Below are 24,600 nucleotides of genomic sequence, written 5' to 3'. Positions count from 1 at the left end.
GCTGATTAGGCGAGGCTGAACTGCCCCGTGCTGGCGAGGCTGTTCTCATACTCGCGGGCCAACCGCGCGCACAGCTCCCGCACCGGAAGCACCGCATCGACGGCGCCGACGCCTTGTCCCGCCGCCCAGAAATCGCGCCATGCCTTGGGCTCGGTCGTGCCGAAATTGTAGGTCGCGGCGGGTGTCAGGTCGTCGGGATTGCGGCCGGCGGCAATGATGCTCTGACGCAGGAAATTTCCAGGGATTCCGCTGATGGCTGGGGTATAGACGATGTCGGACGCGTTGGCATCGACCAGCATCTGTTTCAGGTTCCGCACCGCGAGGCTCTCCTCGGTTGCCATGAAACGGGTGCCGATATAGGCCATGTCGGCGCCCATCATCCGTGCGGCGGCGATCTGCGCGCCGTTGGACATGGCGCCGCCGAGCAGCAATGTGCCGGCAAAAATCTTGCGGATTTCGTGCAGGCCGGCGAAAGGGCTGAGCTGGCCGGCATGACCACCTGCGCCATGAGCGACGAGGATCAGGCCATCGACGCCGGCCTCGCCAGCCTTCTCGGCGAATTTCATGCTGGTCACGTCGTGGAACACCAGGCCGCCGTAACCATGCACCGCCTGAATGAGATCACGGTTTAAGCCGAGCGAGGTGATGACCAGCGGCACTTGTCTCTCGATGGTCACCGCCAAATCGGCATCGAGCCGCTGATTGCTACGGTGAACGACGAGGTTGACGCCATAGCCTGTCTTTGAGCCTGTCGCTGCGAGCCGTCCAGAGATCTCGTCGAGCCAGTTCACGTAGCCGGCTGTCGTGCGCTGGTTGAGCGCCGGGAAGGTGCCGACGACGCCGGAGAGGCAGGCGCCGACCACCAGGTCCGGCCCCGAAATAAGGAACATCGGCGCGGCAACGACCGGCACTTTCAACGTGCCCGAGAACTGGCTGGGTATCGGCATGTATTCTCCTTTGGGAGGCGCCCGGCCGGAGCCGGGAGCTTCAACGCTCAATATTGCTGGAAGCCGGCGCGTTCCTCGAACTTGCCGTCCTTGATATTGTACTGGTACACGCCGACGGCAGTGCCCGAATGCTGCTCGGGATTGTCGAAGCTCACGGGGGCGCTAAGACCGAGCGTGTCGAAATCCTTGAGCTTGCGGAGATTGTCGATCGTGCATTCGCGGGTGAGATCCTGACCGCATTTCTCCATCGCGGCGGCAAGCGACGTGAGGCCAATGAAGGATGCGTAGGTGTAGCGGCTGACATCCTTGAGCTCATCGGCGGTTACGAACTGCTTGGCCATCTCCATGAACTTGTCGTTGGCCGGGCCGGTCAGCGAGACATAGTCGGCCACCATGAAGTCATAGCCGGCCGGCGCCAGCAGCTTGGCAGAAGCCGGAATGCCTTCGCTCCAGACTTCCGCCGGCTGAAGCTGGAGGTCGAGCTTGCGTGCTTCACCGAGAATGTTGCCGGCGCCCGCGAAGATGCCGCCATTGGCGAGCACGGTGACGCCCGCTTCCTTCATTTGCGCGGCTTCGGCCGAGAAGTTGGTCGTGCCCTTCTTGAAGCGCAGGCGGATGCCGTCCTTCACCCCGAATTCCTTGACGGCACGGTCATAGCCGGCTTCGACTTCCTTGCCGAAGTCGTCGTCCTGGCGGATGATGCCGAACACGGCGTCTTTGCTCGGGTTCTTCTCGTGGATATATTTGAGCTGGGCGTAGAAAGCGTCCGAATAGCTCGCGCCGAAGGTGAAGACCGAGGGCCGAACAGGATTATAGACGATCGCAGCGGGCGCCTGGCTGACGACGGTCGGAATATTGTTCTCCTCGATCAGCGGCATCATCGCCATGACATTGGCGGTGCCCGACGTGCCGTTGAGCGCGAAGATTTCGTCGACCTCGATCAGCTTGGTCAGCGCCTGGAAGGAACGGGCCGGGATATATCCGTCGTCCTCGGTGATGACGGTGATCTTGCGGCCGTTGACGCCGCCCTTGGAATTGATCAATCCCGCCGCGATCTTTGAACCGAGCGAGAAGCCCTTGCCGACGAAGGCGGCGGGGCCCGTCATGATGTTGACGTCACCGATCCTGATTTCGGTATCCGTCACGCCGGGGTCGGCGGCGTAAGCGGCGGTCGAGGCCAGAAACGCGGCCAGCGTCATTGCCAATCTCTTCATTGCACTTCCTCCCAAAGTGGCCGACGCCTGATTATTCAGTACGCCAATGGCCAGTTGCTCCAGTATTTGCGCGCGTCCCGCCATGCGCCGATCAGTCCATCCGGCTTGAAGCGGAGGAACAGCACGATGACGACGCCGTAGGCGATGCCCCGGATCTCGAAGACATAGTTGGTGTAGAAGGTGGATTCGGAATTCGCGAACAGCGAGAAAAACAGCCGCAGCCCCTCGGGCAGCAGCGTCAGGAAAATGGCGCCAAGGATCGCACCGGCGATCGAGCCCAGCCCGCCGAGAATGATGATCGCGAGCGCCTCGATGGAGAGGATCAGCGCGAAGACATCGATATTGACGAAACGGAGCTGTAGCGACATCAGGCCGCCCGCGATGCCGACGATGAAGGACGATATGGCGAAGGCCAGCAGCTTGTAGCGCACCAGATCGACGCCCATCACGCGCGCCGCGATATCGTGGTCGCGGATCGCCATCCAGGCGCGACCGATGCGCGTGCGCGAAAGATTGAGCACACCGAAGACGATCAGGATCGTCACGGCAAGCGTCATATAGAAGAGCGGTGCGCCTTTCTGGACGTTGAAGCCGAACATCGTCGCGCCCTTGACGAAGACGCCATTCGGCCCGTGGGTCAGGTCTTCGGCGTAGAGAATGATGTGGTTGATGATGAAGGAGAAGGCGAGCGTGGTGATGGCGAGATAGAGGCCCTTCAGCCGCAGCGACGGCACGCCGACGAGCACGCTGATTGCGGCCGCGACCACGCCGGACATTGGCAGCGAGAACCACACGGACCAGCCATAATCGCTGAGCAGGATGGCATTGGTATAAGCGCCGACCGCGAGGAAACCCGCCTGGCCGAGCGAGACCAGGCCCGTTGTGCCGGTAAGCATGTTGAGCCCCACGGCGCCGACGATAGCGATCATTACCGACACCAGGATGGTTAGCGAATAATTGCCGACGAGCAAGGGTGCTGCCGCGACCACCGTGATCGCGGCGATCGTCCAGCCCCAGACGGTTCTGCTGGTGCTGAGCGCGACGAGTTGGCTGTGCGTTTCGTTGAAATGTCCGGTGCGCATGTCAGATCCGCTCGATTTCGCGATTGCCGAACAGGCCGTAGGGACGGACCATCAGGACGACGATGATGACGATGAAGCCGGAGATCTCGCGCATGCCCTGGCCGATATAGCCCTGGGAAAGATTCTCGATCAGGCCGATGATGATGCCGCCCAAGGCCGCGCCGACGACCGAATCCAGGCCGCCGAGGATGACGGCGGGAAAGGATTTCAGCCCCTGGAACCAGAGATCGGGCGCCAGCTTGAAATTCGCCGCGATCAGCAGGCCGGCCACCGCGGCAATCGCCGATGACAGCATCCAGGCCATGGCATGGATGCGGCTGACACTGACGCCGACCAGCAGCGCCGCCGTCTCGTTGGCGGCCACGGCCCGCATCGAGATGCCCATGCGGGTGAAGCGCAGGAACAGCCACGCCAGCAGCGTCACCACGGCGAGCGCCGCGATCAGGTAGAGCTGGGCCGGATAGAAGGGTATGCCGCCGACCTTGACGACCGTGGTGGAGATGCCGGCGTCGAAATTATACGGCTCCGAACCCCAGATCATGATCGTGACGCCGCGCAATATGACGGCGAGGCCGACGGTCACCATGACGATGGCGAAGATCGGCTCGCCCAGCATCGGCCGGATGAAGATGCGCTCAAGCGCCAGCCCCAGCAGCATCGAGATCGGGATCATGACGATCAGCAGGGGAAAGAACGACAGGTGGAAGGTATTGGCGACGCTGAAGCCGATATAGGCGACCAGCATGACGATCTCGCCCTGGGCGAAATTCACTACGCCGGTGGATTTGTAGATGATGGCGAAACCCATCGCGACGAGGCCGTAGGCCGCACCGGTCACCAGTCCGGTGGAGATCAGCAGGAGCAGGAAATCCATCAGGCCGCACTCCCGTAAATCGTGGCGATCTCTTCGCGGAATTTCTGTTCGATGATCTTGCGGCGTACCTTCATAGTCGCGGTCAGTTCGCCGTCGTCGTGGTCGAGTTCCTTGTTGAGGATGACGAATTTCCTCACGTTCTCGACCCGCGCGAAACGATCGTTGACCCGCTGAACCTCGCCCTCGACCAGGCTGCGGACCTTGTCGTTCTCGGCGAGCGTACGGTAAGTCGTGTACTGGATTCCCTGCTGCTGCGCCCACTTGCCCGTGGTTTCGAGATCGAGCTGGAGCAGTGCCGCAAGGAAATTGCGCCCCTCGCCGAGCAGGATCGCCTCGCGGATATAGGGCGAGTCCTTCAGCGCGTTTTCGATCAGCGACGGCGTGATGTTCTTGCCGCCCGATGTGATGAGAATGTCCTTCTTGCGGTCGAGCACGAAGGTCTCGCCGTTTTCCGCGAATTCGACGATGTCGCCGGTATGCAGCCAGCCGTCGGTGAAGGCGCGTTCGGTGGCGGCGTCATCGAAGAGATAGCCCTTGAAGATGCTGGGACCGCGCAGCAGCAATTCCCCGTCGTCGGCGAGTTTCTGTTCGACCCCGTCGATGACCTGACCGGACGAACCGAGCGATGTGGCACCGGGCCGCTGGCTGTGCGACACGCCGGCGCTCTCGGTCATGCCATAGATCTGGTAGACAGGAATGCCGATGATCCAGAAGAACAGCAGCACTTCGGGCGAAACGGTGGCACCGCCGCAGAAGCTGGCGCGGACCCGGTTGAGACCAAGGAAATGCTGGAGGCTGCGGAAGCTGGCGATCCAGAGCAGGGTGAAGGTCAGGCGATCGGTGAGCGACGCAAACGTGCCGCCGTTCTTCAGCCGGCGTTCGGCGACAGGCCGACCGATTGCCATGCAGCGCTCGAACACCCAACGCTGGAAGGGCGTCGTGTCCTTGACGCGATAGAGCACGTTCTGGCGCATCTTTTCCCAGATGCGGGGAACGCCGAGAAAACCCTTCGGCGCGATCTCTCGCAGGTTGACGACGACGGTATCGACGGATTCGGCGAAGCTGACGCAGCAGCCGGTGACGATCTGCATGACGGCGGAGAAGCTCCGCTCTGCGACATGGCAGAGCGGCAGGTAGCAGAGCACGGAATAGGTCTCGTGCGTCAGTCCGTGGATTGCGCAGACCTGGCCCGCCGAGTGCAGCATGTTGCGATGGGTGAGCAGCGCGCCCTTCGGCATGCCCGTCGTGCCTGATGTGTAGACGATAATGGCGACGTCGTCGGGCTTGCCATTGTCGATGGCGGCATCGACCATCGGGGCGAATTCGACTTCCTTTTGGCGGCCGAGCTCGACCACCGATTCGAAAGACATCAATCCCGGTTCTTCGTAATGGCGCATGCCTTTCATATCGACGCAGATGATGGCCTCGAGATCGGGCAGGCCGCCGTCCTTCGCCTTCGCCTCGAGCACCTTGTCGGTCTGTTCCTGGTCGCCGCAGACGATGATGCGAGACTTGGAATGGCGCAGAATATATTGCAGCTCCGGCCAGGGATTGGTCGGATAGATGCCCAGGCACGCCCCGCCATTCATCTGGGCCGCGATATCGGAAAACAGCCAGGCGGGATTGTCGTCACCGGCGACGGCCAGCCGGTCTCCTGGGCGAAAGCCGAGCGCATGGAGGCCGATGGCGAGCCAGCGCGCATTATCGTAATAGCCGCGCCAATCCGTCCGGCGCCACAGGCCGCGTTCTTTCACCCGCATGGCCAGCATGTCGCCGGCTGCCAGTGCGCGCTGCTTGACGATCTGCGGCATCGTCATCGATTGGATGGTGGCGGCGTCCAGCATCATGCAGCGCTCCGCTTGGTTCCGAGATAGGCTTCGACGACGGCGGGATTGGCGGCGACTTCGGCCGGCGTTCCCTCGGCGATCTTGCGGCCGTGATTGACGACGCAGACATGGTCGGAAATATCCATGACGATCCCCATGTCGTGCTCCACCATGAACACGGTCATGCCGAGTTCGCCCTTGAGATCGAGGATGAAGCGGGCAATGTCCTCTCGTTCCTCCTGGTTCATGCCGGAGACCATTTCATCGAGCAGCAGCAGGCGCGGCTGGACGGCGAGAGCGCGGCCGAGTTCGACGCGCTTCTGCTGGCCATAGGAAAGCGTGCCGACCGGATGATCGCGGATATCCTCGATTTCGAGGAACTCGATGATCTCTTCCACCCGCTCGCGCGCCCTGATCTCTTCGCGCCGCGCCCGGCCCCAGAAGAACGCGGCCGACAGCGGATCGGTGCGGAGGTGGCAATGCATGCCGACGAGCAGATTGTTGACGACCGTCTCGTGCTTGAAGACCGCGAGATTCTGGAATGTCCGGGCGATGCCGAGGCGGGCCAGAGCATGCGTCGGCAGCCTTGTGAGTTCCTTGCCTTCGAACAGGATGCGGCCGCTGGTGGGCGGAAAGACGGCGCTGATCAGGTTGAACAGCGTTGTCTTGCCGGCGCCGTTCGGGCCGATGAGGCTATAGATCTGACCCTCACGCACATCGAGGCTGACATCGTTGATGGCGGTCAGGCCGCCGAAGCGCTTGGTGACGCCTTCGAGCGAGAGAAAGGCGGTCATGACAGCCACCTCTTTCGGCGCTTGTAGTGCTTGACGTCGCGCATCGACTTGCGCTCGCCGCCGGAGAAACCGAGGTAAAATTCCTGCACGTCGTCGTTGGAGCGCAGTTTCTCGGCCGGACCATCCATGACGATGCGACCGTTCTCGATGATGTAGCCGTAGGAGGCGACCTGCAAAGCGAGATGCGCGTTCTGCTCGACAAGCAGCACCGTCAGCCCGGTATCGCGGTTGAGTTCGACAATGGTTTCGAAGATGACATCGATGATCTGTGGCGCAAGGCCGAGCGACGGCTCGTCGAGCATCAAGAGCCGCGGCCGGCCCATCAGCGCGCGGCCGATCGCCACCATCTGCTGCTCACCGCCGGAGAGATAGCCCGAGATCTGCGTACGCCGGTCTTTCACGCGCGGGAACATCGTGTAGACGCGCTCCAGCACCTCGGCGCTTTCGGCGCGCGTCCGGGTGATGCCGCCCATCAGGAGATTTTCCTCGACCGTCAGCGTCGCAAACAGCGCGCGGCCCTCGGGCACCTGGATCAGGCCCTGGGTGATAATCGACTGGGGCGAACGGCCGGAGATCGCGCCGCCATCGAACTGGATGCTGCCGCTGACGATCTCGCCGTCTTCCCGGTAGAGAATTCCCGATATCGCCTTGAGGATGGTGGATTTGCCAGCACCATTCGAGCCCAGCAATGCGACCATCGCACCGGCGGGCACGTCCAGCGACACGTCGCGGACCGCCTCGATGGCTCGGTTATAGAGAACCTGAATGTTTTTCAGCGAAAGCAAATCGTCTATTCCGGTTGCAGGGCGAAGGTGCCCGTTCTGATTTGTTGATGAATTAGATTTATCAAAAGATGGTCAGGAATTACTGAAGCCGCGATTGAACGTGGCGCACGAACGCACCGCGAAAAGCCTTACGCATCTGAAAAGCGCTGTAAATCGCATGCAGGAAACCTCCTCACCCACAATCATCATCTTTGTCCTCCTCGACACAACTAAACGCTTGCCTGAAAGCGAACGATGATGAATGATGCTCATTAACGGGCAAAGCTTTTCGTTTGTCAACGGCAAAATGCCGGACAGGGGTCAAGCTTTTGGAGGCAAAGACATGAACAGGCTCAACCCTGATACACATGAACACGACCGCATAGACGTGCGGCTGGACTGGCCGATCGAGGATGTCGCGCTGGTCACGCTATCGAGCCCGCAGACGCTCAATACGCTGACCAACGAGATGGTCCTGGCGTTGGATACCGCCATCAAGGAGGCCACCGCCGCACGGGCGCGGGTGGTGATCATCACCGGCACCGGCAAGGCGTTTTGCGGCGGCGCCTATGTCAAATATTTCACAGATCCGGCGTCGCCATATTCCAATGATCCGATGGCGATCCGCGACCTCTATGTACGACCGATCATCGATCTCTTCCGCTCGCTGCAGCATGCGCCATTCGCGACGATCGCCGCGATCAACGGCTTTGCGCTGGGCGGCGGCTGCGAACTGGCGCTGGCCTGCGATTTCCGGCTGATGTCGGCCGATGCGAAGATCGGCCTGACGGAGGCGCGGCTGGGTGCCGTGGCAGGCGCCGGCGGCATCCAGATCCTGTCGCATATTCTCGGCCGAGCAAGGGCGCTGGAGGTGGCGCTGCTCGCCGACCAGTGGCCGGCGAACGATGCTCTCCGGATCGGTCTGGTCAATGCCGTGTACGAAGCCGATGCGCTCGGCGATGCGGCGCTGGCGCTGGCGCGGCGGCTGCTTCTCTGCAGTCCAATCACGATCAACCTCACCAAGCGAGGCATCTACCGCGCCGAGACGGCCTCGCCCGATGAAGCCGATCAGCTGGCGCTCGATACGGTGGCTGTCGCAGCGGCCGGGCCGGACTGGAAAGAGGGCATGACAGCGTTCCGGGAGCGGCGGGCACCCGCCTTCGCCGTCAACGGCGCAGGCATGGGCGGAGCGGGCATTGCGTGAACCGAACGGCAGACGGCAGGTATTCCGGCTTTCCCGCGAGCGGCGGGTCTCCGACATCATGGAAGCGGCGACCCAGGTCTTTCGCGAGAAGGGCTATGACGACGCGCTGATATCGGACATCGCGGAGCGCGCCGCAGTGGTGGAAGGCAGCATCTACCGCTATTTCGACAACAAGCGCGACCTGTTCATCAAGGTCATCGAGAACTGGTATCATGCCATGCTGTCGGATTACGACCGGCAGCTGACCGGCATATCGGGCACGCGGAACCGGCTGCGCTTCATGATCTGGCGCCATCTCGCGACGGTTCACGAGGACCCGGCGCTGTGCCGGCAGATGTTCCAGATCGTCCGCAGCGGATCGGAATATACCAATACCGCCGTGTTCGAACTGAACCGGCAATATACAAGGCGGACGCTGGATATCGTGCATGAAGGCATCGCCACCGGCGAGTTGCGCGCCGGCCTGTCGCTCAGACTGGTGCGTGACATGATCTATGGCTGCGTCGAGCATCGCACTTGGGCCTATCTTCGCGGCGAGGGTGATTTCGATCCTGATCACGTTGCCGACCAGATCGTCGATCTCGTGCTGGGAGGCCTTCAGACGCCGGGCGATTCGCCTGCCTTGGGCGGCCAGGCCGCGATGCTGCAACGCCTGGAGAACGCCGTGGAACGCCTGGAGAGATCGGCAGCGGCGGCGGCAGGCTAGAGCCTTGGACGGGAGGAAATCGAGGTGAAGGAAAGATCGCAGGTTCAGGCCAATATCGCGAAATCCGGCGCGCTCACCGTGTTCGGACTTTTCGCCGCCCGGGCCGAATATACACCCGAGGCGATCGCGATTGCCCAGGGCACGACGCAACGCAGCTACGCGGCGCTTCATGAGCGCGTTTTGAAACTGGCGGCTGCCCTGCAGGCGCTCGGCATCTCGCGCGGCGACCGGATCGCGCTCGTCTCGGAAAACCGGCACGAATATCTCGAATGGGAACTGGCTTCCGCCTGCATCGGCGCGATCCTGGCCTGCCAGAACTGGCGGCTGTCCCCTGATGAGCTGGAACACTGCATCAAGCTCGTCTCGCCATCGCTACTGGTGGTGTCGGAGCGCTATTGCCCGCGGATGGAACGGGTCGATCTCGGCGACCTGCCGGTCAAGGTGATCGAGGCGGACCATGAAGCGATGATCGCCGCACATACGGCGCTGGCGGAACTGCCGGAGGTCGATCCGGAAGACGGTCTGCTCATCCTCTATACCAGCGGCTCGACGGGGTTCCCGAAAGGCGCGCTGATCAGCCATCGCGCCGAGATCGCCCGCATGGCAGTGATGCGGATGGACATGCGCGTCACCGAGGACGACGGCTATATCGCCTGGGCGCCCTTGTTCCACATGGGCGGCAGCGATCCGTCGCTGTCGAGCCTGATGTCGGGATCGACGGTGCATGTCGTCGATGGCTATATGCCGGAAGAGATCGTCTCGATCATGGAGAGCGCCAGCCTTGGCTGGATGCTGCTGATGCCGGGGACGATTGAGCCAGTGGTCGCGATCCTGCGCGAGGGCAGGCATAGCGTGAAGAGCATACGCGCGGTCGGGGCGCTGGCCGATCTCGTGCCGCATGCCTTGATCGCCGAACTCTCGGGGCTGACCAACGCGCCTTATCTCAACAGCTTCGGCGCTACAGAGACCGGGTTAGCACCGATGTCTGCCGGGCTCATTCCGTCGGGAACCATTCCGACCTCGCTCTCCAAGCGCAAGAGTTCGCTGTGTGATGTGCGGCTGGTCGATGCCGAGGGTGCGGTCGTGCCAACCGGAGAACCGGGCGAGGCTGCCGTGCGCGGCCCAACCGTGTTCAGCGGCTATTGGAACGCGGAGTACACCAATATCAAGGATTTCAGCGGTGGCTGGTTCCGCATGGGCGACCTCTTCACCCGCAATCCGGATGGGACATTCGACTTCGTGGACCGCGCGAAATACATGATCAAATCGGGTGGAGAGAACATCTATCCCGCCGAGATCGAGCGGGTACTACTCGCCGATCCGCGAATCCTCGATGCCATCGTGGTGCGCAAGCAGGACGACCGATGGGGAGAAGTGCCCGTCGCCTTCGTCGCGCGGAAGAGCGAGAGCCTCACCGAGACCGATATCGAGACGATGTGCCGCCAGGCGCTGGCCGGCTACAAGCGGCCCCGGCAAGTGCATTTCGTCCCTTTCGAAGATTTTCCGCGCAGCACAACCGGCAAGATCGTGCGCGGAGACATGGAGATCAAATACAAGTCCCTGTTGCAGGGCTAGGTCAGGAAGCAGCCGCTAGCACGGGACATACGCAGTCATCGGTTCCATGCCGGTTCATCGGGAGTTTTGTTTTTCGTCATAATCTACATAATTGGTAGATTTATTCGCGCCCGACCGATGTTCCTGCTGTAGTAAATCCGTGGATCTAACGTTGAGAGGCATCCAATGAAATTGAACACCGTTTTCGCTACCGTCCTGGGTCTGGCGCTTGCCACCCCCGCCTTCGCCGCCGATGCCGTCAAGATCGGCAGCAAGAATTTCACCGAACAGTTCGTCGCCGCCGAAATCTATGCGCAGGCGCTGGAAAAGGCTGGCATCGAAGTCGAGCGCCATCTCAATCTCGGCGCCACGCTGGTTGCCCAGACGGCGCTGACCACCGGCGAGATCGATTTCTACCCGGAATATACCGGCACCGCGATGGCCGCCGTCGTCAAGGGTGACCTGTCGGGCTCCGCCGACAAGATTTATAGCGAGGTCAAGGACTATTACGAAAAGAACCTGCAACTGACCCTGCTCGAGCCGACCAAGATCAACAACGGCTATGCGATCATCACGCTTCCGGAGACGGCTGAGAAGTACAAGCTCAAGACGCTGACCGATCTCGGCCCGGTCTCCAAGGACCTGATATTCGGCGCCGAAGGCGGCTTCTCCGAGCGCAAGGACGGACTGCCCGGCCTCAAGAAGGTCTACGGCATCGAGTTCAGGGAATTCAAGGTCTTCGCCAAGCTCGGCATTCGTTACAGCGCCGTGATGAACAAGGATCTCGATGTGTCCTACGGCTTCACCACAGACTGGCAGATCGCCGAGAACAAGCTGACGATCCTCGAGGACGACAAGGCGCTCTTCCCTCCCTACTTCCTCGTTCCGGTCATTCGCCAGGATGCGCTCGCCAAGAACCCGAAGATCGCAGAAGTGCTGAACAAGGTCAGCCCCTTGATGACCAGCGACAACATGCGCGAGATGAACGCCAAGGTCGAGCGCGACAAGGAAGAGCCGGCCGACGTCGCCGCCGAATTCCTGAAGGAACAGGGCATCTGATCTTTCGTTTCTGATCGCTCCGACCGATAAGATGCGGGCGAGGCTCAACGAGCCTCGCCGGTTATTTTCCCGTGCCAACAGGATGTTTGCCAATTGCGCTGGGCTCACAAACATATTCCCGAAATCGCGCTCGCCGTCTGGCAGCATCTTCTGCTGTCGGTGACCTCGGTGCTGATCGGGCTGGCAATCGCGCTGGTTCTCGGCATTATCTGCGCGCGCCGGCCGAGGCTTTATGCCGTGGCGCTGACCGTCTCCAACATCATATTCGTCATTCCGAGCCTGGCGCTCTTCGCCCTGCTGATCCCGTTTCTCGGCCTCGGCATGGAGCCGGCGATCGTCGGCCTGTCGTCCTATTGCCTGCTGATCCTGCTGCGCAATATCGTGACGGGATTGCGCGGCGTGTCGCCCGATGTGCTCGATGCCGCCGACGGCATGGGCTACAGCAAGTGGCAGAGGCTTTTCCGCATCGAATTGCCGCTGGCGATGCCGCTTATTCTGTCCGGATCGCGGATCGCGCTGGTCACGACGATCGGCATCGCCACGATTGCGGCCTTCATCGATGGCGGCGGGCTGGGCACCATCATCCTGATCGGCATCGACCAGGAATATGCCGAGAAGATTCTGGTCGGCGGCCTGCTGACCGCACTTCTGGCCGTGTTCTTCGATCTTGTCCTGACCCGGGCCGAACGCCTGCTGGTCCGGTGGCAGTGAGGGGCATGCCATGCTGACATCCGCCGTCGAATGGATCTACAACAACCAGACCGCATTCCTGCGGGCGCTCGGACAGCACCTGACCATGTCGGGCATTTCCCTAGTGATCGCGCTTGCCATCGCGCTGCCGCTGGCCGTGCTGATCGTCAACCGCAAGGGTCTCGCCTTCGCCGTGATCAACACGATCAACGGGCTGCGCACCATTCCGAGCCTCGCGATCCTCGCCATCATGTTGCCGCTCCTTGGCATCGGGCTGATGCCCTCGATCGTGGCGCTGACCGTGCTGGCGCTGCCGCCGATCCTGCTCAATGCCTATGTCGGCCTGCGCGATGTCGATCCCGATTCGATCGAGGCGGCGATCGGCATGGGCATGACGACGGGCGAAGTGCTCCGCAAGATCCGCATTCCGCTCGCCGCACCCGCCATGTTTGCCGGCGCCCGGACGGCGGCGGTACAGGTGCTGGCAGGCGCCACACTCGCGCCGTTCATCGGCGGCGGGGGCTTGGGCGACTTCATCGCCACCGGGATCAGCGTCATGGATATGTCGCGGTTGCTGGTCGGCGCCGTGCCCATCGCGCTTCTGGCGCTCTCCGCTGAATTCATCCTCGGCCGGACCGAAAAAATCCTCTTTGCAGAAAGATCCGCCGCATGATCCGTATGGAAAACGTGACCAAGCGCTATGACGGCAGCCCTGTCGCCTCGGTCGACAACCTGACGATGGAAGTGCCCGAGGGCTCGACCGTGGCGCTGATCGGCCCATCGGGCTGCGGCAAGACCACGACCATGCGCATGATCAACCGGCTGATCGAGCCGAGCGAAGGCAAGATCTTCGTCAATGGCGCGGAGGTGACCAAGGGCGATCCGGTGGAACTGCGCCGGCATATCGGCTACGTCATCCAGAATGTCGGGTTGTTTCCACATATGACGATCGCGGAGAATATCGCCGCGGTGCCCAACCTGCTGGGCTGGGACAAGGCGAGGATCGCCAAGCGCAACGATGAACTGCTGCATCTCGTCGGGCTCGATCCCGCCGAGTTTCTCAACCGTTATCCCCGCCAGCTCTCCGGCGGCCAGCGCCAGCGCATCGGCGTGGCCCGCGCGCTCGCGGCCGATCCACCGGTGCTGCTGATGGACGAGCCCTTCGGGGCCATCGACCCGATCGTCAGGACGCGGCTGCAGGACGAATTCAAGCAGATCCTTAGCCGGGTAAAGAAGACCGTGGTGCTGGTGACCCACGATCTCGACGAGGCGATAAGGCTGGGCGACCGTATCGCCATCATGCGGACGGGCAAGATCGTGCAATACGATACGCCCGATGCGATCCTGTCGCGTCCCGCCGACCGGTTCGTCGCCGATTTCGTCGGCATCGACCGGGCGATCAAGCGGCTCGGTCTGTTTTCGGTCGCCGACGCCATGGAAGCCGGCGTTTCGTCGCAATCACCCGCCACTGTGCAAGCGGGCGTCAATTTGCGTGACGCGCTGTCCTTGATGGTCGCGGCCAATAGCGACGAACTGGCGGTGGTCGATGAGACCGGTACCGCCACTGGACGACTGACGCGAAGCGCCATCTTTTCGAAGTGAGCCGGAGGTTTCCGATGATCCATCTCGGTCTTTCCCTGACGCCCTTCGGGCATGACCCCGAGGCATGGCAGGGTGCGAAGCGCGAAGCGCTCGGTTTCGACGCCTTGCTGAAACAGGCCTTGCTGGCGGATGAGGCGGGCTTCGACTTCGTCTGGCTTGGCGACAGCATGGGCGAGCGGCCGGTCGATGCGCTTTCGCCAGTCGCCACTCCCTTCGAGCCCACAACACTCGCTTCGGCGCTGGCCACGAAGACAAAGAACATCGGCCTGATCGCCACCGCCGCGACGCACCAGCATGAGCCCTATAATCTGGCCCGCCGCTTTGCCTCGCTCGACTGGATCAGCCATGGCCGCGCCGGCTGGGCGATCGCTGCGGGGACAAACGACGTGCGGGACCGGGAATATGTCGAACTGGTCGGCGCGCTCTGGGATAGCTGGGAGGAGGATGCCTTTATCTACGACAAGGCGGCGGGACGGTTCTTTGTGCCCGAGAAGATGCATGTGCTGAACCACAAAGGCGCGAATTTCTCGGTTCGCGGGCCGCTGAATGTCAATCGCTCGCCGCAGGGCAAGCCGGTGTTGGCCGCGATCAGCAATTCGCCGGTTGCGCATCTGGCGGATGTGATTTTCGTGCTTGATGGCGCGCCGATCGCCCAGGTGGCGCGTGAGCGTGCAGAGGTGCGCGTTATCAAGAGCGTCACCGGCTTCACCGGCGGGGCGGCCGACGTTGCAGATATTTTCGAACGAGAAGCGGAAAGCGGGATCGATGGCTTTGTGCTCATGCCATCCACGACAGCGGAATTGGGTAGCTTCATCGAGACGATCCTGCCGGAATTGATCAGGCGCGGGCTGCTCCGGACAGCACTTAAGCGTGCGACATTGCGCGACCGCCTCGGCCTTTCCCGTCCAGTCCATCCGGCCAGCCTGGAGCGCGCATCATGAGCGATCACAAGATGAGACTCGGCGCCTTCCTGATGGCGGGAGGACATCACATTTCGTCCTGGCGGCATCCGGATGCCTATGCGCCGGCCGGCACGAGCATCGAGCATTTCATCGAGTTGGCTCAGATTGCCGAGCGCGGCAAGTTCGACATGTTGTTCGTTGAGGATGCAGCAGCGATCCGCGAGCGCAATCCAGATATGGCGAGCCAGGCCGCGCGGTCGACCATGTTCGAACCGCTCAGTCTGCTGGCGGCACTGGCCGTCAATACATCGCATATCGGCCTCGTCGCCACGGCATCGACGACCTATAACGAGCCCTATGGCCTGGCGCGGACCTTCGCCGCGATCGACCAGCTGAGCGGCGGCCGAGCCGGGTGGAACTTGGTGACATCGGCAAGCGAACTCGAAGCCGAGAACTTTGCCAGCAGCGGGCTCAGGCCGCACTCCGAACGCTACGAGCGGGCGGAGGAATTCGCCGATGCGGCGCTCGCGCTGTGGGATAGCGTGGAGGATGGGGCATATCTGGCCGGCGGGCAATTTGCCGATCCAGCGCGGCTTCACCCCGTTCATCACAAAGGCAAGCATTTCACGGTGGACGGCATTTTGGAAAGTCCGCGCTCGCCGCAGGGCCGACCGATCATGGTGCAAGCTGGCGCCTCCGATGTCGGCAAGGAACTGGCGGCACGGACGGCCGATGTCGTCTTCGCCGCGTCCCAGACGATCGGCGAGGCGCGAGCCTACTATGCCGACGTGAAGCAGCGGCTCGTCAAATACGGCCGGCAGCCGGACGACATCAAGATTTTGCCGGGCATCTCGCCGATCGTGGCCGAGACCGAAAGCGAGGCACGGGCGAAATACCAGGCTTTGCAGGAGTTGATCCCGGATGCGGTGGGCGTGGCGCTGCTCGCGAGCTATCTCAGCATCGGCGATCTCTCCGCCCATCCGATCGATGGACCGCTGCCGGATATCCCCCAGACCCAGGCCATGCAAAGCCGCCAGCAATTGATCGTCGATCTCGGAAAACGTGAGAACCTGTCGATCCGCGATCTCGCCCGCAATTTCGCCGGCGCGCGCGGGCATTGGCAGGTGTTCGGCACGCCAGCCCAGATTGCCGATGCGATGGAAGAGCGCTTCCTCGCCGGTGCCGCGGATGGTTTCAATGTGATGGCGCCGCTGTTTCCCTCAGGACTCGAAGATTTCGTGGCCATGGTGATCCCTGAACTCCAGCGGCGTGGACTGTTCCGGACCGAATATGAAGGCCGCACGCTGCGCGAAAATCTCGGCGTCGGCGCGCCGGCCAAGCGATAGGAAAGACTCGCATGAACCCGATCTATATCGATTATCTCAACGCCTTCGACATCGAGGCGCTCGCCATATCAGACGCGGAAATCCTCGCCGCGATCGAGACGTCGCTCGGTGCGCAGGGCAAGGGCGAGACGGTGATCGAACCGCGCGTGCATCTCGAACCAAACCCGGATTTCCACGGCCATTTCAATGTGTTGCGCGGCTATGTGGCGCCGCTCAATCTCGCGGGCGTCAAGATCGTCGGCGACTTTGTCGATAACTACAAGCACGGCTATCCCTCGGAATTCGGCGTGCTGAACCTGTTCGATCCGCGCACCGGCGTGCCGAAGGCGATCTTGGACGCGACCGTGATCACCGACATGCGCACCGGCGCGATCACCGCACTCGGCGCGAAATACCTGGCCAAGAAATCCTCCAAGGTGCTCGGCCATATCGGCGCGCGCGGCACGGCCTACTGGAACGTGCGGCTGCTCGACCATCTCTTCGATTTCGACGAGATCCGCGTCCACTCGCGGCGGCCGGAAAGCCGCGATGCGTTCGGCGCCAAGCTCGAAGCCGATCTCGGCAAGAAGATCACGGTCGTGGACAATTGGCACGATTGCGTCGAGGGTGCGGATATCGTGGTCGAGGCATCCCGCCTCAACGAGCCGACGCCGATGCTCAAGACCGAGTGGATCAAGCCGGGCGCGCTCATCGTGCCCTATGGCACGATGAGCGCGGTGGAACTCTCGCTGACCGATATCATGGCCAAGATGGTGGTGGACGATTGGGGCCAGTGCAAGGGCGGCAAGTTCGGTTCGCTGCGTGCCCATGTCGAGGCCGGCAAGCTCTCCGAACAGACGCTGCATGCGGAGCTTGGCCAGATCGTTGCAGGTCTCAAGCCCGGCCGCCAGAGCGACGACGAGACGATCCTGTTCTGGCATCGCGGCCTGTCGCTGAGCGATATCGCGCTCGGTTATGCGCTCTTGGAAAAGGCGAGAAGCGCCAGTATCGGCCAGAGGCTGCGCTTCGCATGAACGTGGTGCAGCTCAAGGGCAGCGGCGTGACGATCGGCGATATCGTCGATATCGCGCGTGGTGATGCCGTGGTCGAGACCGCGCCTGAAGTCTTCGACCGGTTGCGGAAGGCGCGAGAAATTCTTGAGGCCGCAGCCGCATCCGGCCAATCGATCTACGGCATGAATACTGGCCTCGGCGCCAACCTGAAGACGGCCGTCGAAAGCGACCATGCAGCGTTCCAGCGGCAACTGGTCCGGGGCCGGGGCGTGGCGGTGGGGCCGGTTCTGCCCAGGGATGCGACGCGGGCAGTCATCGCCGCGCGGCTCTCTATGCTGTCGGTCGGCGGTTCCGGCATTTCGCCGGAGACCTATCAGGCGCTGGCCGCCATGCTCAACGCCCATGTCCATCCGCAGATGCCGTCAATCGGTTCGATCGGCGCGGGCGATCTGGTCTTGCTCGCTGCCATGGCGCGCTGCCTGATCGGCGAGGGCCGTGCGGAGTTCGAACGGCAAATTCTCGACGCCGCCGATGCGCTGAAGCGGGCGGGACTTGCGCCCGCCAGCCTGAAGCCCAAGGACGGCATCTCGCTGATCAACGCATCCGCCGTATCGGTCGGCGAAGGTGCGCTGGCGCTTCACGACGTTAGAGACCTGCTCGCCGCCCAGCGACGAGCAGCGGCACTGAGCTTCGAGGCGCTGGGTGGCAATCCGTTGATCCTGACCCTCGCGATCCAGGCGGCGCGCCCGGCACCGCATCAAAGCAACGAGGCAGCGGCGATCCTCGCTCAACTCGAGGGCTCTTCGCTTTTCCAAAGCGCGGTCGCGATCCAGGATCCGCTCAGTCTGCGCTGCGTAGCACCCATTCATGCGGCGCTGGCCGATTCGCTCGAACGTGCCATTGCAATCGTCGAGATCGAACTGAATTCGGCTGCCGACAATCCGCTCGTCATCCTCGACGAGGAACGCGTGCTTTCGACCGGGAATTTCCATACGCCGGCCTTGTCGCTTGCCTTCGAGACGCTGGGTCTGGCGATCGCGCAGGCGGCTGCCGCTAGTGCCGCGCGCTTCATCCAGCTCACGGGCTCGGGACGCAATGGCCTGCCGCGCTATCTCTCCCCGGTCGGCGGCGCTTCGGCCGGCTTCGTGCCGATGCAGAAGGTGGTGACGGCGCTGATGGCGCAGATCCGCCATAAGGCCAATCCCGTCATGCTCGATTTCGTGCCCGTGTCGGAGGGCGTCGAGGATCATGCGACGCAAGCGGCGCTGACGGTGCGGAAATGTGCAGAGATGCTCGATCTCTGGCGCCAGCTGATCGCCTGCGAGATGCTGGCTGCGACCCAAGGGATCGACCTGAGGCCGGGCCATCGCTGCGGACAAGGGACCGCGAAGACGCATGCGTTGATACGCAAACTCGTACCGGTGCTCAACGAAGATCGCGCGCTGGGCGAGGATGCGATGGTGATCTTCGAGGCGCTGCCCTTCGAGACAGACGTCAGTTCATGATGCCGGTTCGAGCAGCGCGAGCGCCGTCACCTCGTCGGTGATAAGGACATTCACATATCCGGCGCGCAGGCATGAGAGGATCGCATCCCGCTTCGCCAACCCGGCCGCGACGCCGATCGACAAGGTTCGAGTACGGCAGGATTCGAGGCTGATGCCGATCGTCCGCGCGTCGAGTTCTGGATCGACAATCTCCCCCTCTGCATCGATATAGCGGCTGAGGATATCGCCAACGGCGCCCTTCCGTTTGAGTCGCTCGTGCTCATCCAGCGACACATAGCCGGACTGGATCAGCACCGAATCCGGCACCATGGCGCCGATGCCGAAACAGATGATCGGCACGCTTGCGGCGAAATCCAGCACGGCTGATATGGTCGGATCCTGTTCGAGCGCAGCCTTGGTGGCCGCATGGCCGAAGATCGCCGGCACGGGCAAAAGCATTGCCGATCCCCTGCCGGCGCTGGCGAAGAGTTCAGCGACATTGTTGGTCTGCGGGCCGGTCGAGCGGACGTTCATCGAGCCGTTCAGGAGCACGACCTCGACGCCTTCGTTCCAGTAGGGCGGTAGCCGGCGCGCGACCGCGGTCATCGTCCGCCCCCAGGAAATGCCGATCGCCGGAATCTTGCCGAGGCCTGCGAGATATTGACCCGCGCCACGCGCGACGGCATCGAGAACAAGTCCCTCGTCCTGATCCGCATTCGAGGGAACAATGACCGCTTCCTTCAGCCCGAAGGCGCGTTCGAACCGGCTTTCGAGGCCCGGCATGCGCGGCGTGTGCGGTACGATCTCGATGCGGACGAGGCCGGTCTCCTTGGCCTCGGTCAGCAGCCGGCTCGCCTGCCAGCGGGTCAGGCCAAGTTCGGTCGAAAGATCGCTCATCGTCATATCGAGATGGTAGTAGCGCTTGGCGACCTGGATCATCAGCTGCTCACGCCGCTCGGCGGAGAGATTGCGGAACTGGATGTCGCGTTCGATGCGGTCGGGTTTCATGCGAGCTATCCCCTGAGCTGGCTGGCCGCCAGCCGCCGCGATTGCGGCATCAGCAGTTTTGTAGCCTCAAGATATTCGCCGAGCAATTGCTTGTAGATTTCATGCGCCGCGAGATCGGGTTCGATAACAGTCGTCTCCTGCCGCACGGCATCCGCCGCGGCGAAGAGATCTGGCACGAGGCCGGAGCCGGTCGCGGCCGAGGCGGCGGCGCCGATGATGGTGAGATTGGCCTCCCGGGGCAGTTCGACCGGCATGCCGATCGCATCGACCGTCGCCTGTAGCCAGAGCCGGTTCTTCGCATAGCCACCCGAGGAGACGATGCGCTCGACGGGGACCTCCAGTTCGCGCACGCGCTTGAGGACATTGGCGGAGGCCAGCGCCACGCTTTCGATCGCCGAGCGATAGAGGCTGGCCCGGTCATGGCCGAGCGAAAGGCCGATGATGGCACCGCGCAGCAGCGGTTCGCGATAAGGCGTGCGGTTTCCCATGAAATAGTCGAGCGTCACGAGGCCGGTGCCGCCAACCGGCATGGCGGCGGCTTTCTTGCGCAGAGCCGCACTTCCCGCCGCATCGAGTTCGAACAGGTTCTTCTCGAACCAGGTCAGCACCGACCCGGCCGAGACCTGGCCGGCTTCGACCAGCCAGTGATCATCGACCAGCGCGTGCGGATAGGGGCCCCAGAAGCCATCCATCGGCCGCTGGCTGTCGAGCTGGAAGAGCTGGACGATGGACGTACCGCCGATCATCAGCATTTCGCCGGGCTTCATGGTGCCGGCCGCCACCATGCCGATATGCGCATCGACGCCGCCCTGCGACAGGATGGGGCGATTGGCAAGGCCGAGATGTTCGGCGGCGGCGGCGCTGACGATCTCGACCGGCGCGCCAACCGCGAAAATATCGGGCGGCAGCTTGGCCTCCAAGCCTTCCACACCGAATTCGGCATAAAGCTCGGACGGAAACCGCTTGCTGACGGAATCGTAGTTCCATTTGCAGGTGGCATTCATGCGCGAGCCGACCCAGCGGCCGGTCAGCATGAAATTGATATAGTCGAGGCATTCGCAGATGATATCGGCATCCGCGTAGATCGCCGGCTCATGACCGGCGAGCCACATCGCCTTGGAGATCAGCCATTCCGAAGCATTGGCGCCACCGACATAATCCATGACGGGGTTCTTCGACCGGCTGCTGCGCTCGGCCTCGTCTGCGGCGCGGCAATCCATCCAGAGCAGCGCGGGGCGGAGTGGCGCACCGTCGCGCTTGCAGGCGACCACGGTCGATGCGGTGGTGGCGGCGCAGATGCCCGCGATCTCAGGCGAGCCGAGTTCGCGCATCAGGGCGCGGCAGGCGCCGCCGAGCGCGTCCCACCAGTCGAGCGGCGATTGCTCGGCCCAGCCGGGACGCGGATAGGCGGTCGCATACTGCTCCTCGTGCTCGCCCAGCATGCGGCGCGTTTCGAGGTCGAACACGCCGACCCGGATGCCGCCAGTGCCGAAATCCAGACCGAGAAGTTTGGCCATGCGCGCGAAACTCCTTGGCTTACGGCCGGAACATGATTTTCGAGAAGAATTCGCTTTTGTTTTTGATTTTCTCGAACATTCCCGGCAGCGCCTCCAAGCCAAGCTCATGGGTGATCATGAACTCCCACTTGAGCCTGCCGCTCGCGAGGCTGTCAAGCGTCACCGTCCATTGCTTACCCGGATAGGGCGCGCCGAAGGAATTCCATGCGCCATGCAGCGAGACTTCCTGACGGAGGAAATGCTGGAAGGTCTTGTTCTCCAGCGTGATGTCTCCCACCGGAATGCCGATGAAGACGACATGGCCGCCGGAGGCTGCGAGCTTGGCCGCGACGTTGATCGAGGAATTGTGCCCCGCCGCCTCGACGATGATATCGCATTTGAGCTCAGTGGGAATCTGTTCGGTGACGAGGAAAGTCTGGTCGGCGCCGGCTTCCCTGGCCTGCGCAAGTTTTTCCTCCGAAACATCGATCGCGACGACCTCCGTGCAGCCCATCAGCTTCATCCACTGGATGGCGAAGAGGCCGATCGGGCCGCAGCCGATGACCGCGCCGCGCTGGCCTGCAGTAGGCGGTGCCTTCCAGATGGCGTGCAGCGCAATGGAAGCCGGGTCGATCATCGCCGTGGCGCGTGGGTCCATGCCTTCTGGCGCGCGCAGCAGGTTGCTGACGGGAACCGCGACGAATTCGGTATAGGCGCCATCACGGCGCGAGCCGAAATAATCATAATCCCGGCAGCGGGAGAAATTGCCGGTCATGCACTGGTCGCATTTGTAGCAGGGCAGCATGGGCGGCACGCCCATCAACTCGCCGACCGAGAAGCCTTCGACGCCGTCGCCGATCTCGGTGATGTGGCCAGAGAATTCATGGCCGCAGACGATCGGCATCCTGTGGGCGCCCTTGATCAGCATGCGGGGGATGTCGGACCCGCAGACCCCGACGGCCGCCACCCTGAGCACGACATGGCCCGGCTTCAGTTCGGGCTTCGGGATATCTTCGAGGCGAATATCGCCGGGTGAGTACATGACGGCTGCGCGCATGGGAGTGGTCCTGTCTTGCAAGAAAATTCGTCAGCCCTTGAAGCTGCTGGTGAAGGCGTCGGTCGCGATGATCGCATCGCGGACGATGGCTACGGAGAGCGGCACCGCCACTTTCCATGTCGGCGAACCCTCGGCGAGGGCTGCTTCAGCCACCCGCTCGATATCGGCATGGCTGACGGAGCCCAGGTTGAGATCGGCGAGCCGGGTCGGAAGCCCGAGCGCCCGGCAGAACGCGGTCATTTCGCTGATCTCGGCGAGCGGCCGGCCCTCGAGCATCAACAGGCAGAGCACGCCGAAAGCGACCTTTTCGCCATGGAAGAAGCCGTGGGTCTCATCGAGCACGGTAAGGCCATCGTGGATGCCATGGGCAGCGGAGACGCCGCAATTTTCGAAACCGAGGCCGGAAAGAAGCGTATTGGCCTCGATGATATTCTCGACGGCCGGCGTCAGTGCGCCCTTTTCGGCCGCGAGCTTGGCGGCGAGCGCATCGCGCATCAGCACGTCATGGCAGGCGCGCGCGATGGCGATGCCGGCAGCGGGCGGCAGCATATTGGGCCGCACCAGGTTCTTCGAGTTGGAATCAAGATTGGACCGGGCCTCGAACCAGGTCGAGAGCGCATCGCCGATGCCGGCCACGAGAAAGCGTACCGGGGCGCGGACGATCACCGCGCTGTCGACGACGACGATATCGGGATTGCGGCCGAGGAAATGCGCTTCCTGATAGACGCCTTCATCGTTGTAGCGCACTGCAATCGCGCTGCAGGGCGCATCGGTGGAGGCAATAGTCGGCACGATGACGATCCGGCCGCCGGTGGCAATAGCCGCCATTTTGGCGGTGTCGGCCGTCTTGCCGCCACCGATGCCGACGACGACACCCGCACCGGAGGACTTTACGAGCGCTGTGACGCGGTCGATCTCGCGCTCGGAGCATTCGCCGTTGAAGCGCTCGAGCTGGTAGGCGAGAGCCGCCTTCTCCATGCTTGCCTTCAGGGTCGAGCCATACTGATCGAGCACGAAGGGATCGGCGAGCAGGAACGCCTTGTCACCAAGCCCGGAGACGTGCTCGCCGAGTCGCGCCAGTTCGCCGGCGCGCTGGATGTATTTATTCGGTCCGCCGAATGACCGGCCGCCAGCGTTTTCACTAGCCATGGAGACACCTCTTTTATGCACAATCGTGCATCAACTTTACATTTGTAGACAAGCAGGCGCAGTTCGCCTGCATGCGGGGTCGCGGTCGGCTACCAGCCGCCGTTCACATAGCCGCCATCGACGGGCAGCGTGGTGCCGGTGACATATAGCGCGGCGGGAGATGCCAGGAACAGGCAGGTTCCGACGAGGTCATCGACGGTGCCCCAGCGCTTGAGCGCGGTGCGATGTTCGATCTTGCCGGCATATTCCGGCACCGACCAGAGATCCCGGGTCATCGCGGTCTTGTGATAGCCGGGCGCGATGGCGTTGACGCGGATACCATCGGGGCCGAACTTATGCGCGAGTGCCCGTGTGAGGCCGACGATGCCCGTCTTGCTGGCGCAATAGGCAGGAACCCGGTCGTCGGCGAGATAGGACAGCATCGAGGCCGTGTTGATGATGGCGCCCCTGCTTTGCTTGAGCAGCGGATGCGCCGCCATGGCCAGCCGCATGGCGCTGTTCATGTTGACGTCGATCACTTCGAGATAGGCGTCTTCGTTGAACTCGTCATCCGGCTTGACGATGCCGGCGGCATTGACGAGCACAGAGAGCGAGCCGAGTGCCGGGACGAACCTGTCGATCGCCGCGCGGTCACGCACATCGAGAAGCTCGAAGCGGATGCCGGCGAGCGCCGGATCAGCCTTGATCTTGTCGAGCTTCGCCTGCGACGTGCCGGTGGCGATCACCTCGGCGCCCATGCCGGCAAAGCCTTGCGCGATCGCCAGGCCAATGCCGCTGGTGGCACCTGACACCAGCACCTTCTGGCCGGCATAAAGGTCCTTGCGGAACGTATCCAATATCTCTTTCATCA

General features: G+C 62.6%; 23 protein-coding genes. 11 read left to right on the top strand and 12 right to left on the bottom strand.

What is annotated here, in order from left to right:
* Positions 1 to 5 precede the first annotated feature (5 nt).
* Genes IHQ71_RS27685 through IHQ71_RS27655 form a run of 7 tightly spaced genes read right to left on the bottom strand, consistent with a single transcriptional unit; the run spans position 6 to position 7,522 of the window.
* Entirely contained in the window at positions 6 to 947 is a 942-nt protein-coding gene (locus tag IHQ71_RS27685) for a nitronate monooxygenase family protein (protein ID WP_258159607.1), read from the bottom strand.
* Positions 948 to 994: 47 nt separating this feature from the next.
* On the bottom strand, positions 995 to 2,161 hold the full coding sequence (locus tag IHQ71_RS27680) for an ABC transporter substrate-binding protein (protein ID WP_258159606.1): 1,167 nt from the start codon (positions 2,159 to 2,161) through the stop codon (positions 995 to 997).
* 35 nt (positions 2,162 to 2,196) lie between these two features.
* Entirely contained in the window at positions 2,197 to 3,243 is a 1,047-nt protein-coding gene (locus IHQ71_RS27675) for a branched-chain amino acid ABC transporter permease (protein WP_258159605.1), read from the bottom strand.
* A gap of 1 nt (position 3,244) precedes the next feature.
* Positions 3,245 to 4,117 (bottom strand): branched-chain amino acid ABC transporter permease, encoded by an 873-nt coding sequence (locus IHQ71_RS27670; protein ID WP_258159604.1) that lies wholly within the window; start codon positions 4,115 to 4,117, stop codon positions 3,245 to 3,247.
* Positions 4,117 to 5,964 carry a long-chain fatty acid--CoA ligase gene (locus IHQ71_RS27665; RefSeq protein ID WP_258159603.1) on the bottom strand — a complete coding sequence of 616 codons (1,848 nt, stop codon included), beginning with the start codon at positions 5,962 to 5,964 and terminating at the stop codon, positions 4,117 to 4,119. The genes IHQ71_RS27670 and IHQ71_RS27665 overlap by 1 nt, the downstream gene beginning before the upstream one ends.
* Complete coding sequence (locus tag IHQ71_RS27660; RefSeq protein WP_258159602.1) at positions 5,961 to 6,737, bottom strand: ABC transporter ATP-binding protein; 777 nt, start codon at positions 6,735 to 6,737, stop codon at positions 5,961 to 5,963. Before IHQ71_RS27660 ends, IHQ71_RS27665 begins: the two co-directional genes overlap by 4 nt.
* Positions 6,734 to 7,522 carry an ABC transporter ATP-binding protein gene (locus tag IHQ71_RS27655; RefSeq protein ID WP_258159601.1) on the bottom strand — a complete coding sequence of 263 codons (789 nt, stop codon included), beginning with the start codon at positions 7,520 to 7,522 and terminating at the stop codon, positions 6,734 to 6,736. The genes IHQ71_RS27660 and IHQ71_RS27655 overlap by 4 nt, the downstream gene beginning before the upstream one ends.
* Positions 7,523 to 7,844: 322 nt before the next feature.
* Between IHQ71_RS27655 and IHQ71_RS27650 the strand changes: the two genes are divergently transcribed.
* The 11 genes from IHQ71_RS27650 to hutH all read left to right on the top strand — a co-directional run bounded on the left by IHQ71_RS27650 (position 7,845) and on the right by hutH (position 19,061).
* Positions 7,845 to 8,705 (top strand): enoyl-CoA hydratase/isomerase family protein, encoded by an 861-nt coding sequence (locus IHQ71_RS27650; RefSeq protein ID WP_258159600.1) that lies wholly within the window; start codon positions 7,845 to 7,847, stop codon positions 8,703 to 8,705.
* On the top strand, positions 8,698 to 9,411 hold the full coding sequence (locus tag IHQ71_RS27645; protein WP_258159599.1) for a TetR/AcrR family transcriptional regulator: 714 nt from the start codon (positions 8,698 to 8,700) through the stop codon (positions 9,409 to 9,411). Before IHQ71_RS27650 ends, IHQ71_RS27645 begins: the two co-directional genes overlap by 8 nt.
* 24 nt (positions 9,412 to 9,435) lie before the next feature.
* A complete protein-coding gene (locus tag IHQ71_RS27640; protein WP_258159598.1) occupies positions 9,436 to 10,986 on the top strand; it encodes a class I adenylate-forming enzyme family protein in 1,551 nt (516 codons plus the stop codon).
* Between the two features lie 165 nt (positions 10,987 to 11,151).
* Entirely contained in the window at positions 11,152 to 12,024 is an 873-nt protein-coding gene (locus IHQ71_RS27635) for a glycine betaine ABC transporter substrate-binding protein (RefSeq protein WP_258159597.1), read from the top strand.
* 93 nt (positions 12,025 to 12,117) lie between these two features.
* Complete coding sequence (locus IHQ71_RS27630) at positions 12,118 to 12,735, top strand: ABC transporter permease (RefSeq protein ID WP_258159596.1); 618 nt, start codon at positions 12,118 to 12,120, stop codon at positions 12,733 to 12,735.
* 10 nt (positions 12,736 to 12,745) lie between these two features.
* Positions 12,746 to 13,387 carry an ABC transporter permease gene (locus IHQ71_RS27625; protein WP_258159595.1) on the top strand — a complete coding sequence of 214 codons (642 nt, stop codon included), beginning with the start codon at positions 12,746 to 12,748 and terminating at the stop codon, positions 13,385 to 13,387.
* On the top strand, positions 13,384 to 14,316 hold the full coding sequence (locus IHQ71_RS27620; protein WP_258159594.1) for an ABC transporter ATP-binding protein: 933 nt from the start codon (positions 13,384 to 13,386) through the stop codon (positions 14,314 to 14,316). Before IHQ71_RS27625 ends, IHQ71_RS27620 begins: the two co-directional genes overlap by 4 nt.
* A 14-nt stretch (positions 14,317 to 14,330) precedes the next feature.
* Positions 14,331 to 15,257: an LLM class flavin-dependent oxidoreductase gene (locus IHQ71_RS27615; protein ID WP_258159593.1), complete on the top strand. Its 927-nt coding sequence runs from the start codon at positions 14,331 to 14,333 to the stop codon at positions 15,255 to 15,257.
* Positions 15,254 to 16,564 carry an LLM class flavin-dependent oxidoreductase gene (locus IHQ71_RS27610; protein ID WP_374989926.1) on the top strand — a complete coding sequence of 437 codons (1,311 nt, stop codon included), beginning with the start codon at positions 15,254 to 15,256 and terminating at the stop codon, positions 16,562 to 16,564. Before IHQ71_RS27615 ends, IHQ71_RS27610 begins: the two co-directional genes overlap by 4 nt.
* An 11-nt stretch (positions 16,565 to 16,575) precedes the next feature.
* Entirely contained in the window at positions 16,576 to 17,577 is a 1,002-nt protein-coding gene (locus IHQ71_RS27605; RefSeq protein ID WP_258159592.1) for an ornithine cyclodeaminase family protein, read from the top strand.
* Positions 17,574 to 19,061 (top strand): histidine ammonia-lyase, encoded by a 1,488-nt coding sequence (gene hutH / locus IHQ71_RS27600; protein WP_258159591.1) that lies wholly within the window; start codon positions 17,574 to 17,576, stop codon positions 19,059 to 19,061. Before IHQ71_RS27605 ends, hutH begins: the two co-directional genes overlap by 4 nt.
* Here the strand turns inward: hutH and IHQ71_RS27595 are convergent.
* The 5 genes from IHQ71_RS27595 to IHQ71_RS27575 form a co-directional block, all read right to left on the bottom strand.
* Positions 19,056 to 20,048, bottom strand: coding sequence for a sugar-binding transcriptional regulator (locus IHQ71_RS27595; protein ID WP_258159590.1), 993 nt, complete (start codon positions 20,046 to 20,048; stop codon positions 19,056 to 19,058). The genes hutH and IHQ71_RS27595 overlap by 6 nt on opposite strands.
* A gap of 5 nt (positions 20,049 to 20,053) precedes the next feature.
* Positions 20,054 to 21,565, bottom strand: coding sequence for a ribulokinase (locus IHQ71_RS27590; RefSeq protein WP_258159589.1), 1,512 nt, complete (start codon positions 21,563 to 21,565; stop codon positions 20,054 to 20,056).
* A 19-nt stretch (positions 21,566 to 21,584) separates the two neighbouring features.
* A complete protein-coding gene (locus tag IHQ71_RS27585; RefSeq protein WP_258159588.1) occupies positions 21,585 to 22,601 on the bottom strand; it encodes a galactitol-1-phosphate 5-dehydrogenase in 1,017 nt (338 codons plus the stop codon).
* Positions 22,602 to 22,631: 30 nt separating this feature from the next.
* On the bottom strand, positions 22,632 to 23,750 hold the full coding sequence (locus IHQ71_RS27580) for a glycerol dehydrogenase (protein WP_258159587.1): 1,119 nt from the start codon (positions 23,748 to 23,750) through the stop codon (positions 22,632 to 22,634).
* A gap of 89 nt (positions 23,751 to 23,839) precedes the next feature.
* Positions 23,840 to 24,598, bottom strand: a complete 759-nt coding sequence (locus IHQ71_RS27575; RefSeq protein ID WP_258159586.1) for an SDR family NAD(P)-dependent oxidoreductase — start codon at positions 24,596 to 24,598, stop codon at positions 23,840 to 23,842.
* Positions 24,599 to 24,600: the final 2 nt, after the last annotated feature.

This window comes from Rhizobium sp. TH2, assembly GCF_024707525.1.
In the GTDB taxonomy this organism is placed as follows: domain Bacteria; phylum Pseudomonadota; class Alphaproteobacteria; order Rhizobiales; family Rhizobiaceae; genus Rhizobium_E.
Note: the sequence above shows the minus strand (reverse complement) of the source record. Positions and strands in the feature narration are given on the sequence as shown.